The following is a 13,466-nucleotide window of genomic DNA, read 5'->3' on the forward strand; positions in this document are numbered from 1 at the left end:
CAAAAAATCAATTCATGGTCAATTCGTGAATAATTCATGAACATTAATGTTTCAAAAAGGCGGTCCTTTCGTCTTTCGCCCTTAGTCTCTTTGTCTCTTTGACTCTTTGTCTCTTTGACTCTTTGTCTCTTTGACTCTCAATGTAGGGTTTGTGTATAGTTTGTGTATAGTTTGAAGCACAAACTATACATTTCGTAACGCACGGTAAATCAGAGAGATGTAGGGTTAAATGTAGGGTTTGTGTATAGTTTGTATAGTTTTTTCTTGCTCTTGTAATATTGTATATATTATAATGTTTCTGTCCGTTAAACTTTTTATTCCTGTCCGCAAAACTTTTCAAGACGTAGGTGAAGAATTAGGGCTGGCACCCGTTGCAGGAGCCAGCCCTAAATGGTTACTTTCTCTACTTAGAAAATTTCATCTCGAAGCAATCCAAAAACAACTCAACGCAATTTATAGTCTCCCCCTTTAAAGGAAGAAGCTTGTCCGCCGTAATTGTCAGCGCATTCAATCCATTCCGGGCGTTTGACGGACATCCATTTTTTTCTATTTCAGCAAGTCGGGTCGAAGTCGGCGCGTGCGTTCAAGACTTTGATTCAATTCCCATTCCTTGATTTTGGCATCGTGCCCCGAGAGCAGGATTTCGGGCACCTTCCAGCCTTTGTAGTCCGCCGGGCGTGTATAGACCGGCGCAGCCAAGAGTCCGTCCTGGAAGGAGTCACTCAGTGCGCTTTGCTCATCGCCCAGCACGCCCGGCACCACTCTCACGACGGCATCGCAGATGATGGCGGCGGGCAGTTCTCCGCCTGTCAGCACGTAGTCTCCCACGCTGATTTCGCGGGTGATGAGATGTTCGCGGATGCGATAGTCAATGCCTTTGTAGTGTCCACAGAGAATGATGAGATTTTGCGCCATGGACAGCGTGTTGGCGAGCGGCTGGTCAAATTGTTCACCGTCGGGAGAGGTGAAGATGACTTCATCATAGTCTCTCTCTGCCTTGAGCGAAGAAATGCAGTTGTCAATTGGCTGGCATTGCATGACCATGCCGGCGAAGCCGCCGAAGGGGTAGTCATCGACGCGGCGGTGTTTGTCGTTGGTGTAGTCACGAAGGTTGTGAAGATGTATTTCAACCAGCCCGCTGCGCTGCGCACGGGCAAGGATGGAGGTGCTGACAAAACCCTCCAACATTTCGGGGAGAACGGTGATGATGTCTATTCGCATGAGTGATGTGCGGCGTCGCCGCTTTCTGTTTCGGGGTGTAAAGTTACGTAAAATTGCCACAAAGGGCGAGAGGAAAGGGCGTTTTGTGACGGGAAAGGAGGGAGGTGCATATAGTCTCCCTATTGCCTCCGTGTCGTTTTTTTTGATTTAGTAGAGAAATCCCATCGTTCAGAGTGGCAATTTGCGTCCGAAGGGGGATTCAATATCATCTGCAAGAATGAAGGAGTTTTCCACTCCTGAAATCTGAGTGAAACCCTTGTTCCGTCCGCCGACTTCCACTGTGTATTTCCTATCAATGAGGAAGTCTCCCTTTTGCTTACTGTATTCAACTTCGTGGTTGTGAGAAAGTTGATTCACACAGAAAGTCTCTCGCACGGTGCCGATGTCCACCGAATGGGAGGAGATGGCATGAAGCGTGTTGGTGTTCTCTATGTAGAGTTTGTCGGGCTTTTGCAACTTTTTGATTGTTTTCGATTCTTCAAAAATCATTTTGATGAGACTTGCCTTGTCAAGCATGTAAAGGAGATTGAGGGAAAACTGTGCATAATAAATAAAAAAATGTCGGTTGCGACCGACACTTTTGTTGAAATCTGTCGGTTGCGACCGACACTTTTGTTGAAATCTGTCGGTTGCGACCGACACTTTTGGTTGAAATGGCGGTGTGTCATAATAGCCAATCTGTTTTGTTGCTATCGGATTCGGGCTTGCATCTTAGCCATTCTGACGCACCTTCAAGGGTGAAGCCAAAATGTTTATTTTGGCACACCCTCCATTTTGGGAGGCGGGGCATCATTCGTTCAATGCCTGCAGCAGTGCTTTGACGGCGTCGCGTGGTTCGTTGTGTTGTTCCAGCAGCGTGACGAATCGTGAGCCGACGATGACGCCTGCGCTGTGTGCGGCAGCTGCGGTGCGGGTGGCTTTGTTGGAAATGCCGAAGCCGACGAGGAACGGATTTTTGAGGTTGAGTGCTTTCAAGCGTTGGAAGTAAGCTTCTTTTCGTTCGTCGAATGATTTTTGTGCACCGGTCACGGCAGCCGAGCTGACAGCGTAGATGAACGTGCGGCTGTGGTCGTCAATTTCTCGGATGCGTTCTTCGGACGTCTCCGGTGTGACGAGGAAGACGAGTGGAAGGTCGTGGGCGGCAGCCATGTCCGCATAGTCTTTGAGGAAGAGGTCGTAGGGGAGGTCCGGGATGATGATGGCATCAATGCCCGTTTCGCAACATTTTTTGCAGAAGCGTTCGAAGCCGTAGTGAAGAATCGGGTTGAGATAGCCCATGAGAATCACGGGAATGCGTATCTCCGCTCTGAAATCCTTGAGTTCGTCAAAAATCCGTTGCAGGCTCATTCCTTGTTTCAGTGCTTGCGAGGAAGCATGTTGAATGACAGGTCCGTCGGCGAGCGGGTCGCTGAAAGGAATGCCTACTTCCACCATGTCAATTCCCTCCTCTTGCAGGGCACGGAGAATGGGCAGGGTGGTTTCGGGAGCGGGGTGACCAGCACAGAAATAGACCGACAGCAGGTCAGACTTTTTTTCTTGAAAGAGACGTGATATTCTTGATTCAGACATGGTGAAATGATTTTAGGGGTGTTCTATAAATTACGGGATAAGGAGCGTTCAACGGAAAGTGTTCCTCTAAGAAATCAAAAACCGATTCCGGCAGATTTATGGTCTTCCTTTATGGAACACGCATGTTTCAGTTGGCAACTTTCATCTCCGTGACAAAACTGCGGATGGCATCTGCGTCTTTGATGGCGGGAGCAGTTTCAAAGCCGGAGTTGAGATCGTAGCCCGCGAGGCGCGGATGATGGAATCGGAGCAGGGCGGGTAGGAGTGCGGGACGCAGTCCGCCGCTCAGCAGGAAGGGGACGTTGCTGTTGTAGGTTTGCAGAAGCGTCCAATCGTAGGTCACGCCGCTGCCACCGTAGGACGGAGTGGGCGTGTCGAAGATGAAGAAATCCGCACAGTCAAGAAAGCACTCCGTTGCTTCCGTGAAATTCGGCGTGACAGCCACAGCTTTCAAGACGAGCAAACCTTGGCGTTGCAGTTCGCGGCAGAGTTCGGGCGTGACGTTGCCGTGGAGTTGCACTCCGTTCAGGGCGAACTGCTTCACACGACTTTCCACCTCTTCCGGTTGCGGCTCCACGAAAACCCCGATGCGGGCAATGGGAGAGGGAGGCAGGAACGTGGGCACTTCCGTCACGAATCTCGGAGAGCGGGGGTGGAAAATGAATCCCATCATGTCAATGCCGCAGGCGGAGACGTCTCGGATGTTGGCTTCGTCGCGCATTCCGCACACTTTAAAGAGGGATTGTTTCATTGACGTTTTCCTCCATTAAAATTCATTAAGGTGTTGAATAATGGAAGATTATCTCATGTTCAAAAGAACTACATTCCAAGTCCGTTGATGAAGCGCGCCAGTGCTTCGCCGGGAGTAGCGGTTGCCATGAATGCCTCGCCGATGAGGAATCCTTGAAAACCGGTGGTTTGGAGTTCGCGTGCAATATCTGGCGAGAGGATTCCGCTTTCTGAGATGGGAACTGATTCCTTCGGCAGGGCAGGGAAGAGGCGGTGGGAGTTGGCGGGGGCGGTGCGGAACGTGCGGAGGTCGCGGTTGTTCACTCCGATGACATCCACCTCCGGAGACCAGGCGTCCAGTTCCTCCTCGCTGTGAATTTCCAGCAGCACCTCCAACCCGAGGGAGTGGGCGGTGCGGGCGAGTTCGTGGCAGCGAGATTTGCCCAGCACGGCGGCGATGAGCAGACAAACGTCCGCTCCGGCAGCGCGTGCTTCCAACAGTTGAAACTCGTCCACGACAAAGTCCTTTCGCAGGATGGGCAGGGAGGTGAGCGGGCGTGCCGTTCTCACATCCTGAAGCGCACCGCCGAAGCCTTCTCCGTCGGTCAGGATGGAGAGGGCTGCAGCACCGTGGCTTTCATATTGCGGGATGATGTCCTCCACCCGTGCTTTCTCGGCAATCCATCCCTTTGAGGGAGAGCGGCGTTTGAACTCGCTGATGATGCCACCCGGCGTGTGGAGCAGGGAGTGGCGCAGACTGCGTGGAGCAGGCGCATTCTCTGCCATGCGGTTCAGTTCTTTCAGTGAGCACTGCTCCTTGGCGAGTGTCACCTCACGGACTTTTCGTTCAACGATTTGGGAAAGTATGTTGTTCATTTTGGGGAGTCAAAGAGTTGGGGAGTTGGGGAGTCAACGGTCAATAGTCAATAGTCAACAGACAAAGAGTCAAAGAGTCAAAGAGTCAAAGGGTCAAAGAGTCAAAGAGACAAAGAGTTGGGGAGTCAACGGTCAACGGTCAATAGTCAAAGGGACAAAGGGACAAAGGGACAAAGAGTCAAAGGGTCAAAGAGTCAAAGAGACAAAGAGTCAAAGAGTCAAAGAGACAAAGAGTCAACTTGTTTATCTCCATGAAACAGGCATTTACTGTTTCATTAATCTCTCGTTATTTAGGCATTGATTTCAACGAATCGTTTCCATGCTTGAAGGGCTTTGCCGTCGGTCAGGGAGCGGCGGGCTTCCTCCACGCATTCTCCTACTTCCTTTTCGGGACAGATGGTGTGAATGGCAAAGGCGGCATTGACCAGCACGCAGTTCTCCTGTTCCGCCGTGGCTTCTCCGCAGAGCACGTGGTCAAAGATTTGTGCCGCTTCCTCCGCCGTTTTGCCGCCGTGGAGAGAGGCTTGCGTTGCGAGAGGAAGACCGAGGTCGGATGGATTGATGATGCTTTCGCTGAGGTTCGTGATGACCTTGAAAGGGGCGGTGAGTGAAATCTCATCATATCCGTCCAGGCTGGTCAAGACGGTGAAGCCCAATCCCGTGCGCCGCAACGTGTGGGAGTAGAGCCGCAGCTGCGGAAGGTCCGCCACGCCCAACATTTGATAGGACGGTTTGCTGGGATTCACCAACGGACCGAGCAGGTTGAAGATGGTTTTGAAACCCAGACTTCGACGCACCGGTCCCACCGTGGCGAGTGCCGGGTGAAAGAGTGGCGCGTGGAGATATGCCACTCCGCTTTGGTCGATGGAGCGGCGCAGCGTGTCGTTTGAGTTGGTGAAGCGAACGTGGTGAAGTTCCAGCACGGTGCTGGCACCGCTGACGGACGAGGCACCATAGTTTCCGTGTTTCGCCACCTTATATCCCGCCCCTGCCACCACGAAGCAGGCGCAGGTGGAGATGTTGAATGTGTTCTTTCCGTCGCCTCCGGTTCCGACGATGTCAATCGGTTGAAATTCAGAGAGGTCTGTGGGTACGGCGTGTTCAATCAGCGCCTGGCGGAATCCGGTCAGTTCTTCCGGTCGGATGTCTCGCATTCGGAAGACGGTGAGCAGTGCAGCCACCTGTTCGGGAGAAAATTCTTTGGCGGCAATGCGGCAGAGCAAGTCGTGGGCTTGCTCGTGGGTCAGGGTGTCATGTTTGAAAAGTCTTTCCAGGATGGAGTTCATGGCAGAATGAAATTGTGGATGATGGTTCTGCCGCAGGGCGTCAGAATCGATTCCGGGTGGAACTGAATGCCGTGGACGGGGAGGGTTCGATGGCGCAAAGCCATGATTTGTCCTTCTTCGCTTTCGGCTGTGATTTGCAGGCAGGCGGGAAAATCCTCTTTGCTGACCACCCAGGAGTGGTAGCGTCCTGCCTGAATGGTGTGGGGAAGGTTTCGGAAGAGAGTGTCGTTCTCCAGGATGTGAACCGGCGTCTGCACGCCGTGGAAGACGTGTGGAAGGTTGAAAAGTTTTCCGCCGAACACCTCTCCGATGGCTTGTTCGCCGAGACAGATGCCAAGGATGGGTTTTGTTTCCGCCCAAGTGCGGATGACGTCCTCCAGCAGTCCCGCTTCGGAGGGTATGCCCGGTCCGGGGGAGAGAACGACATGGTCAAAGGGCTTCACGTCTTGCAGTTTGAAGCGGTCGTTTCGCCAAACGGTGACTTCGCACCCCTCCTCTTCCAAGATTTGTCGGAGATTATAGGTGAAGGAATCGTAGTTGTCAATGAGCAGTGTTTTCATCGGTTCAGTTTTCTTGTGAGTAGTGTGCTGCGGCGATGTCAATGGCTTTTCGCAGCGCGCCGAGTTTGTTGTTCACCTCTTGGAGTTCGTTCTCCACGTTGCTGGCAGCCACGATGCCTCCTCCCGCCTGGAACCAGAGCGTTCCGTTTCGGCTGACGAAGGAGCGTATGGTGATGGCTTGGTTCAACGTGCCGTTCAGTCCGATGAAACCGATGCAGCCACCGTAGGCTCCTCGGTTGTGAGGTTCGTAGTCAGTGATGAGTTGCAATGCGCGCACTTTGGGTGCTCCACTCAGTGTGCCGGCGGGGAAGGTGTCTGCGAGCAGTCGGATGGGGTTTGTTCCCGGTCGAACCTTTCCCGAGACGCGGCTGACGAGGTGAATGACGTGGCTGTAGAATTGCGTGTCTTTGAGGAAATCCACTTTCACTTCCTTGCAGTGGCGGGAGAGGTCGTTTCGCGCCAAGTCCACAAGCATCGTGTGTTCCGCATTTTCTTTCGGGTCGGCGAGCAGCGCCTTGGCGGCGGCAGCGTCTGCCTCCTTGCTTCCTGTTCTGCGTGTTGTTCCAGCGATGGGGTCGATGAACGCCATCCCGTCGTCTTCGATGCGGCAGTGCGTCTCCGGCGAAGAACCGAAGATGCGGAAGCCGCCGAAGTCGAAGTAGAAGAGATAGGGCGAAGGGTTGATGCTTCGAAGTGCCCGATAGAGTGCAAAATCGTCCCCTTCGAATTTTTGCACGAAGCGTCTTGACAACACGATTTGGAAGACATCGCCGCGTTTGCAGTGTGCAATGCCTTTTCGGATGTTTTCTCGGTGTTCGTCGTCCGTCAGTGGTGATGAAACTTCTCCGACGGGGCGGAAGGCATAGGTCGTGAAATGGTTTCCCATCACTGCCCGTGCCACCTTCTCCGTGTCACTCTTTCCGTCTTCGCCCACCAATTCCAGTAGGCGGAGTTCGCTGTTGAAGTCGTTGAAGATGAGGATGAAACGATAGAGAATGTAGAACACGTCCGGCGCGTCGTTCACCGCTTCTCGGCTGTCCTTGACGGGGATGTCTTCAAAATAGCGCACCGCATTGAAGGACGTGTAGCCATAGAGCCCGCAGGCGGCGCTGCCTTCTCCTTTGACTTCGAAACTGTGGAGAAAGTCAGCGAAGGCTTCTGCCACCGAGGCGGTGTCGCTCACCTCACGTTCTTCGGTCGTGTGGTCGGGAAAGTCCATGAAAGCCTTGCCGTGGCTGATGCGGAAGGAAGCGAGCGGGTCGAGACCGATGAAGGAGCGGTTGTTCTCTGTGCCGTGATAGTCCGAACTCTCCATGAGCGCACTCTGTGCGAAGAGGTCTCTCACTTTGAGATAGGTTCCCACCGGCGTACTCAAGTCACCGGGCAGGGGTGTGTTCTTGACCGTATATTTAAAACATTTCTGATTGTTCATGAGGAAAAGATTCGTGATGTGTTAGTTTTACTTCTCCGTTTGCGCTTTGATGGCTTTCAGCAGGGAGGCATAGTCCGAGGGGCAGTTTCCTTGCGGCGCATATTTCAGATAGGTGTCCATGTCCTTGTCGCCTCTTCCCGAGAGCGTGACGACCACCACGTCCTTCGGGCGGAACGTCACTCGGTGCAGGGCAGCCAGTGCGTGGGCAGATTCCAAGGCGGGCAGGATGCCGTCGGTGCGGTTCAGTTCAAACGCTGCCGCCAGTGCTTCGTTGTCCTTGACCGCCAGAGCCTCGGCACGTCCGATTTTCACGAGATGTGCGTGGAGCGGTCCGACCCCGGGATAGTCCAAGCCTGCGGAGATGGAATAGGGTTCCAAGATTTGACCGTCTTCGTCCTGCATGACGAGCGAGCGGAAACCGTGGAGCACGCCTTCCGTGCCGGCGTTCAGAGTGGCAGCGGTCATGCCCGTTCCCACTCCCTTGCCCCCTGCCTCGGCATAGAGGATTCTGACTTTGTCGTCATCGAGGAAGTGGAACACCGTTCCTGCGGCATTGGAGCCGCCGCCGATGCACGCCACGAGATAGTCCGGACTTTCGCGTCCTTCTTTTTCGAGCAGTTGCTGTTTGATTTCTGCGCTGATGACGCTCTGCAGACGTGCCACCATGTCGGGATAGGGGTGCGGTCCCATGGTGGAACCAATCAGATAGAACGTGTCGTCCGGATGGCAGCACCAGTCGCGGATGGCTTCGTTGCAGGCATCCTTGAGGGTCTTGTTGCCGGACTTGACCGGCACCACCTCCGCGCCGAGGAGTCGCATCTTTTCCACGTTGGGGCGCTGGCGCATCACGTCCGTCTCGCCCATATAGACCACGCAGGGCATGCCCATCAGCGCACAGACCGTGGCGGTTGCCACGCCGTGTTGTCCTGCCCCCGTCTCGGCGACGATGCGTTTCTTGCCCATGCGGCGTGCGACGAGAATCTGTCCGATGGCGTTGTTGATTTTGTGGGCTCCGGTGTGGTTCAGGTCTTCGCGCTTCAGATAGACGCGGCAGTTGTGTGTGCGGCTGAGGCTTTGGGAGAGATAGAGTGGGGAGGGGCGACCGACATAGTCGCGCAACAGTTGGTTGAACTCCTCTTGGAAGTCTTGGCTGTCAATGATTTGTCTGTATTGTTTTTGCAGTTCTTCCACACACTTGTGGAGGATTTCCGGGATGTAGGCTCCGCCGTAGCGTCCGAAGAACCCGTTTTCAGAGACGTCAAATTTACTCATGTTTCAGTGTATGTGTTTTTGTGTGATTTCGGTGTGAAGTGTAAGCACTATATTTAGGGGTGTTCTATAAATTACGGGATAAGGAATGTTCAAAAGAAAGTGTTTACGTTTTGGTCGCTTTTCATTTCTAAGCGCGCCCTTTTGTAAGTTTCGTCAGTCACATAGCCCGCTATGCTCCTTCCTCAACTGACAAAAGTTTATCTCTAAGAAATCAAAAATCAACTCAACCTAATTTTTAGAACACCCCTATAATAATGTGTGCTTTCTCTCTTTGTCGAAGAAGAATTTATTCGAGCAAAAAAGAATGCGACGGAAGTCAATGGGTGAGACTGCCGCCGCATGATTAGATAGGGGAATGAGAAATCATGGAGAGAAAAGCACGAGGAAGTCAGCCTGCGACCCAAAAGGAACTCAAGCGACGCCACCAACGATTGCTATTTCTGCTTTGATTTGTCATTTTGTCTTCGTTTTGTTTGTTTCTGCTTGCAAAAATATAGTGTTTTGCCTTTATTGCCAAACTTTTGTTTGTTTTTCTTTCAAAAAAGTTTCTGAAAGCAGTGTGTTTGGCACGTTTTTGATGTCAACCTCCTTTCGTCAGAGCCGGTACTCTTTGGTTTTGTTGATGTGTGGCTTGCGTTCCGGCGGCTGTTTGGCGGAGTGTTTGGGGTGTCAGTCCGGGAGGTTCACTTCGGAACTGACGATGCGCACTTCGTAGGAGATTCTTGCTTTTCGGATGCGTGTGACGTATTTTTGAGCGTCCTCTTTTGTGCGGAAGTCTCCCACGTGTGTCACCCAGCGTGGTGGGATGAAACTTGTGTAGGTGGCAAGTTCTCCGAAGAGCGCTTTGCAGCGGTCTCCCATTTGTTTTGCTTTCACTTTGTCCGCTCTGGAGTTTCCTCCGGTGAAGATGCAGATGCGATAGCCCCGTGCTTTGTGGCGTGTGCGGGCATAGTGTTTGTTACCCGTTGTCGTGTGGGGACGTGTTTTGTGCGTTTCGGTCTGCTCCTTGGTCTCGTGCTTGTCTGTGGCGTGAGATTCTGTGGCAGCAGGTTTGGTGGTCTGCTTCTTTGCCGGAGTGGGAGTGGCGACGTTGTTCACCAGGTTCTCAATGGTTTGGCTTTGTCTGATGGTGACGACGCCTTTTCCCGCCATGTTTTGTCGGAGGTGGGAGGTGTAAGACGTTTTTGGGTTTTGTGCTTGCAGTGTGAGAACCGTCAGACAGAGGAGAGCGGTCAGAAGATGTTTCATGAAGGAGAGAGTGAATGGGGAGTCTCGGTGACGTTCGGGGAAGAAAGGGCTGTGCCGACAGACACGGAAGGTCTGTGGCACAGCACGGTGTGAGCGTTATGGTTTAGGCTTTCCAAGCATCGATGATGCCTTTGAAGTCGGCAGCCTTGAGGGCAGCGCCGCCAATCAAGCCACCGTCCACGTCGGGCTTGGAGAAGATTTCCTTTGCGTTGGAAGGTTTGCAACTTCCGCCGTAGAGGATGGAAACTTCTTCTGCCGCTTCAGCACCAAACTTGGCAGCGATGGTCTCGCGGATGAAGGCGTGCATTTCCTCAGCCTGTTCAGCGGTGGCAGTCTTGCCGGTGCCGATTGCCCAAACGGGTTCGTAGGCGAGGATGACCTGAGAGAACTGTTCGGCGGTGAGGTCGAAGAGAGAGCCTTCGAGTTGTGCTTTCACCACTTCGTTCTGTTTGCCGGCTTCGCGTTCTTCGAGCACTTCGCCGATGCAGAAAATCACCTTCAGACCGTTGGCGAGGGCGAGGTTCACCTTCTCCTTGAGGATTTCGGCGGTTTCACCATAGTAGGCGCGGCGTTCGCTGTGACCGAGGATGACGTGAGTGGCACCGGTGCTCTTGACCATTTCGGCAGAAACTTCGCCGGTGTAGGCGCCCTTCACCTTGTCTGCGCAGTTTTCAGCGCCGAGAGCGATGAGTTTGGGGTTAATTTCGGCAGCCACGGAAGCCAAGTGAATGAAGGGAGTGCAAATCACCACGTCGCAAACAGGTTTGTCTGCGGTCAGTGCGCTGTTCAGTTCTTTTGCCAAAGCAATGCCTTCTTGCAGGTTCAGGTTCATTTTCCAGTTGCCTGCTACGATTTTCTTTCTCATGTTTTTTTAGTGTGAGTTATGTGTTAAGGAATAAAGTAAATTTGTTCCAAATCTTTGCTGTCCTTTTCAGGGGAGTCTTGGTGTCTCCGTCTTTTTGACCTACACTTTTGGACTTATGGTCTCCGGCTGTGGACAGTGTTCTCTTTGTTTCAAACCGCCTCTTCTTTTAAGTCCTTCCTTTTGCCTTTCAGTTTGTCTGCAGCGATGATGAGCAGGACAGGAATCAGGAAGAAGAGGAGGGCGTTTCTCGTTCGTCGGGTGGGGGAGGTTGACAGTTTGCGGAGTTCGGTGGCTGATTTCCCTTCTGTGTCCGGCAGGTCGTTGCAACTCCATTTGCCGCCCACTTTTCCGTTGCGGAGCATGAGCAGTCCCGGGTTGGAGCGCACCATCGCGTGGAGTTCTGTGTCTTCGGCAAAGAGGGCGGGATAGGCTGCACCGGTCAGGTCTGTCCACTTGGTCACAGCCTCTTCGTCGCCCGCGATGAGCAGGTAGAAAGGAATCTGCGCGTCGCGGCAAGCATCATAGAGGTCGTTGATGCGGTCGCAGCAGCCATCGTCCGCTTTGCTTACGTCGGGGATGGTCAGCAACATCACGCTCCCTGTGTCAGTAAGCAGTTCCTCCGTTCGGTCTGCCCCATCCGCAGGGTCGTAGGCATAGAAGTTCACAGCACCCGAGACATTCTCCTCTTGAGGGTGGAGAAAGGCATGACGAATGTCCGTGCCCACGGCATAGGGGGTGAAGTCCGCCGAAGGCAGAAAGTGCAGCGCGTAGAGTCCCATGGCTGTACCATAAATGATGGAGCCTAAGAGCAAAAGGTGTCCCGCTTCGCGGCTCAGAGCAACGGTCAGGGGCTGATGTAGTCTCCGTCCGAGCCAAACGAGGAGTGCCAGCATGACAAGGTTCTTGGTCAGCGTCTCCCCGTGTGTCAGTTTCCAAGCATCGCCGAAGCAACCGCAGTCTGCCACCGGTTCGGCGAGGAAAATCCAGAGGGTCAGCAAGGTCAGCGCGGACATGAAGAGGAGCGTGGCGCTCCAAACGCTGCGGCGTTTGAATCCCGCCATCAGAGCCAGTCCCAACCACATTTCCCCCACGCCTAAGGCAATGGCGACACCCTGCATCGGCAGGTCGGAATGACGATAGAGCGCATCCCAGTCCACCGCGGCTGCATAGGCAGAAAGTTTCAGTGCCATCCCCATCGGGTCTGCCACTTTCACCCAGCCGCTAAAGAGGAAAACGAGACCAACGGCGAGACGTGAGATTCCCGCGGCGAAGGAGAGCGTTTGGTGGAGGAGTGAAGGGCGTTCTGTCATGTTTGGAGACTCAAAGAGTGGTTTGTCAGTGGGCAACGCGGCGGTGCTGCCGGGCAGAGGATGGAAGTGTCAAAGAAGTTCAGGCTTCATCTTCTTCCAGACGGATGAGGCAGAAGACGGCGTAGTTCAGCATGTCCATGTAGTTGGCGTCCACGCCTTCGCTGACGAGAGTGTCGCCTTTCAAGTCTTCGATTTGTTTGGTTCTCAGAATTTTCATGAAGATGAGGTCCGTCATGGAACTCACTCGCATGGCTCTCCACGCCTCGTTGTAGTCATGGTTCTTGCGTTTCAGCAGAGCCAGTGCTTCAGCAGCGTGTCGGTCGTAGTCAGCGAGCGCCTCTTCCACGGTTGAATCTTCCTGGTCCGCCGTTCCTTTTTCGAGTTGAATGAGTGCGATGATGCTATAGTTCACGATGGCGATGAAATCGCCCTCAATTCCCTCGTCCACCAGAGACTTTCCTTTTGTTTGAATGGAGCGAATGCGTGCGACCTTAATCAAGATTTGGTCGGTCACGGTTTCCGGTCTCATCACTCGCCATGCTGCCCCGTAGTCGTGGAGTTTCTTTTCAAAGAGTTCACGACATCTTTGGAGCACTGCTTCGCATTGAGCGTCTGTGTTCCGTGTGGCAGAAAGGTTTGCGGAAGTGTTTTCGGGTTGATTCATGAGGTTGATTCAGATTTTACGAAGCAAAATTAGTGAAAGCGCGCTGAAGAGTGAAACAAAACGGCGTTTTCTTTGCCATTGCGCCCTTATTCCGTGGGAAGTTGGGCTTTGAAGACGCCCAAATCGTTCCTTCAAGGTGTGTTGAGCAGCACCGCAGTCGCATCGTGTCTGCTATGCCTTTCTTGGTACACGAGTGGAATCCTTTGTTGCTGAGAAACGACTTTTGGAGAAACTTTTCACAGCAAGGAACACCGCCTCGTGAGAGGTCCGAAAATGTGAAAACAGGCGGTAAATGTGAAAGTAGGAGGCAAATGCCTTTGGGGTTGGCATTTACCTCCTACAGACCTTTGAAATTTTGCTTATTGAGCCCACTTTAAAAAGTGGCATATTTGAAATTCAGTCTGACCTATATGGCTATTCTGGGTGATTCACGG

13 protein-coding genes are annotated in these 13,466 nt (G+C 53.0%); all 13 read right to left on the bottom strand.

From position 1 onward, the window contains the following. Positions 1–546 precede the first annotated feature (546 nt). The 13 genes from trmD to I6E40_RS09620 all read right to left on the bottom strand — a co-directional run bounded on the left by trmD (position 547) and on the right by I6E40_RS09620 (position 13,032). The gene (gene trmD / locus I6E40_RS09560) at positions 547–1,221 is read right to left on the bottom strand and encodes a tRNA (guanosine(37)-N1)-methyltransferase TrmD (RefSeq protein ID WP_235386813.1); all 675 of its coding nucleotides are present in this window, start codon (positions 1,219–1,221) and stop codon (positions 547–549) included. A 168-nt stretch (positions 1,222–1,389) separates the two neighbouring features. Continuing rightward, positions 1,390–1,737 (bottom strand): hypothetical protein, encoded by a 348-nt coding sequence (locus I6E40_RS09565; RefSeq protein WP_235386814.1) that lies wholly within the window; start codon positions 1,735–1,737, stop codon positions 1,390–1,392. 273 nt (positions 1,738–2,010) lie between these two features. Next, on the bottom strand, positions 2,011–2,790 hold the full coding sequence (gene trpA / locus I6E40_RS09570; protein ID WP_235386815.1) for a tryptophan synthase subunit alpha: 780 nt from the start codon (positions 2,788–2,790) through the stop codon (positions 2,011–2,013). Positions 2,791–2,917: 127 nt separating this feature from the next. Beyond that, positions 2,918–3,541 (bottom strand): phosphoribosylanthranilate isomerase, encoded by a 624-nt coding sequence (locus I6E40_RS09575; protein ID WP_235386816.1) that lies wholly within the window; start codon positions 3,539–3,541, stop codon positions 2,918–2,920. 68 nt (positions 3,542–3,609) lie between these two features. Further along, positions 3,610–4,395 (bottom strand): indole-3-glycerol phosphate synthase TrpC, encoded by a 786-nt coding sequence (gene trpC, locus I6E40_RS09580; protein ID WP_235386817.1) that lies wholly within the window; start codon positions 4,393–4,395, stop codon positions 3,610–3,612. 290 nt (positions 4,396–4,685) lie between these two features. Next, positions 4,686–5,681, bottom strand: a complete 996-nt coding sequence (trpD, locus tag I6E40_RS09585) for an anthranilate phosphoribosyltransferase (RefSeq protein WP_235386818.1) — start codon at positions 5,679–5,681, stop codon at positions 4,686–4,688. Then, on the bottom strand, positions 5,678–6,241 hold the full coding sequence (locus I6E40_RS09590; protein ID WP_235386819.1) for an anthranilate synthase component II: 564 nt from the start codon (positions 6,239–6,241) through the stop codon (positions 5,678–5,680). The genes trpD and I6E40_RS09590 overlap by 4 nt, the downstream gene beginning before the upstream one ends. Before the next feature lie 4 nt (positions 6,242–6,245). Continuing rightward, positions 6,246–7,673: an anthranilate synthase component I family protein gene (locus tag I6E40_RS09595; protein ID WP_235386820.1), complete on the bottom strand. Its 1,428-nt coding sequence runs from the start codon at positions 7,671–7,673 to the stop codon at positions 6,246–6,248. Positions 7,674–7,700: 27 nt separating this feature from the next. After that, positions 7,701–8,945 (bottom strand): tryptophan synthase subunit beta, encoded by a 1,245-nt coding sequence (gene trpB, locus I6E40_RS09600; protein ID WP_235386821.1) that lies wholly within the window; start codon positions 8,943–8,945, stop codon positions 7,701–7,703. Between the two features lie 669 nt (positions 8,946–9,614). Next, on the bottom strand, positions 9,615–10,193 hold the full coding sequence (locus I6E40_RS09605; RefSeq protein WP_235386822.1) for an SPOR domain-containing protein: 579 nt from the start codon (positions 10,191–10,193) through the stop codon (positions 9,615–9,617). A 103-nt stretch (positions 10,194–10,296) separates the two neighbouring features. Continuing rightward, positions 10,297–11,058, bottom strand: a complete 762-nt coding sequence (gene tpiA / locus I6E40_RS09610; RefSeq protein WP_410897052.1) for a triose-phosphate isomerase — start codon at positions 11,056–11,058, stop codon at positions 10,297–10,299. Between the two features lie 149 nt (positions 11,059–11,207). After that, positions 11,208–12,368, bottom strand: coding sequence for a DoxX family protein (locus tag I6E40_RS09615; RefSeq protein WP_235386823.1), 1,161 nt, complete (start codon positions 12,366–12,368; stop codon positions 11,208–11,210). 79 nt (positions 12,369–12,447) lie between these two features. Next, complete coding sequence (locus I6E40_RS09620; RefSeq protein WP_235386824.1) at positions 12,448–13,032, bottom strand: DUF1599 domain-containing protein; 585 nt, start codon at positions 13,030–13,032, stop codon at positions 12,448–12,450. Between the last annotated feature and the right edge of the window lie 434 nt (positions 13,033–13,466).

This window comes from Prevotellamassilia timonensis, from assembly GCF_021531665.1.
Taxonomy (GTDB): Bacteria; Bacteroidota; Bacteroidia; order Bacteroidales; family Bacteroidaceae; genus Alloprevotella.

Excerpts from the sequence above, each read along its gene's own strand:
- I6E40_RS09620 (WP_235386824.1), bottom strand. The coding sequence starts at position 13,032 with ATGAATCAACCCGAAAACACTTCCGCAAACCTTTCTGCCACACGGAAC.
- I6E40_RS09590 (WP_235386819.1), bottom strand. The coding sequence starts at position 6,241 with ATGAAAACACTGCTCATTGACAACTACGATTCCTTCACCTATAATCTC.
- I6E40_RS09595 (WP_235386820.1), bottom strand. The coding sequence starts at position 7,673 with ATGAACAATCAGAAATGTTTTAAATATACGGTCAAGAACACACCCCTG.
- I6E40_RS09615 (WP_235386823.1), bottom strand. The coding sequence starts at position 12,368 with ATGACAGAACGCCCTTCACTCCTCCACCAAACGCTCTCCTTCGCCGCG.
- I6E40_RS09575 (WP_235386816.1), bottom strand. The coding sequence starts at position 3,541 with ATGAAACAATCCCTCTTTAAAGTGTGCGGAATGCGCGACGAAGCCAAC.
- trmD (WP_235386813.1), bottom strand. The coding sequence starts at position 1,221 with ATGCGAATAGACATCATCACCGTTCTCCCCGAAATGTTGGAGGGTTTT.
- I6E40_RS09605 (WP_235386822.1), bottom strand. The coding sequence starts at position 10,193 with ATGAAACATCTTCTGACCGCTCTCCTCTGTCTGACGGTTCTCACACTG.
- trpA (WP_235386815.1), bottom strand. The coding sequence starts at position 2,790 with ATGTCTGAATCAAGAATATCACGTCTCTTTCAAGAAAAAAAGTCTGAC.
- trpD (WP_235386818.1), bottom strand. The coding sequence starts at position 5,681 with ATGAACTCCATCCTGGAAAGACTTTTCAAACATGACACCCTGACCCAC.
- I6E40_RS09565 (WP_235386814.1), bottom strand. The coding sequence starts at position 1,737 with ATGCTTGACAAGGCAAGTCTCATCAAAATGATTTTTGAAGAATCGAAA.
- trpC (WP_235386817.1), bottom strand. The coding sequence starts at position 4,395 with ATGAACAACATACTTTCCCAAATCGTTGAACGAAAAGTCCGTGAGGTG.
- tpiA (WP_410897052.1), bottom strand. The coding sequence starts at position 11,058 with ATGAGAAAGAAAATCGTAGCAGGCAACTGGAAAATGAACCTGAACCTG.
- trpB (WP_235386821.1), bottom strand. The coding sequence starts at position 8,945 with ATGAGTAAATTTGACGTCTCTGAAAACGGGTTCTTCGGACGCTACGGC.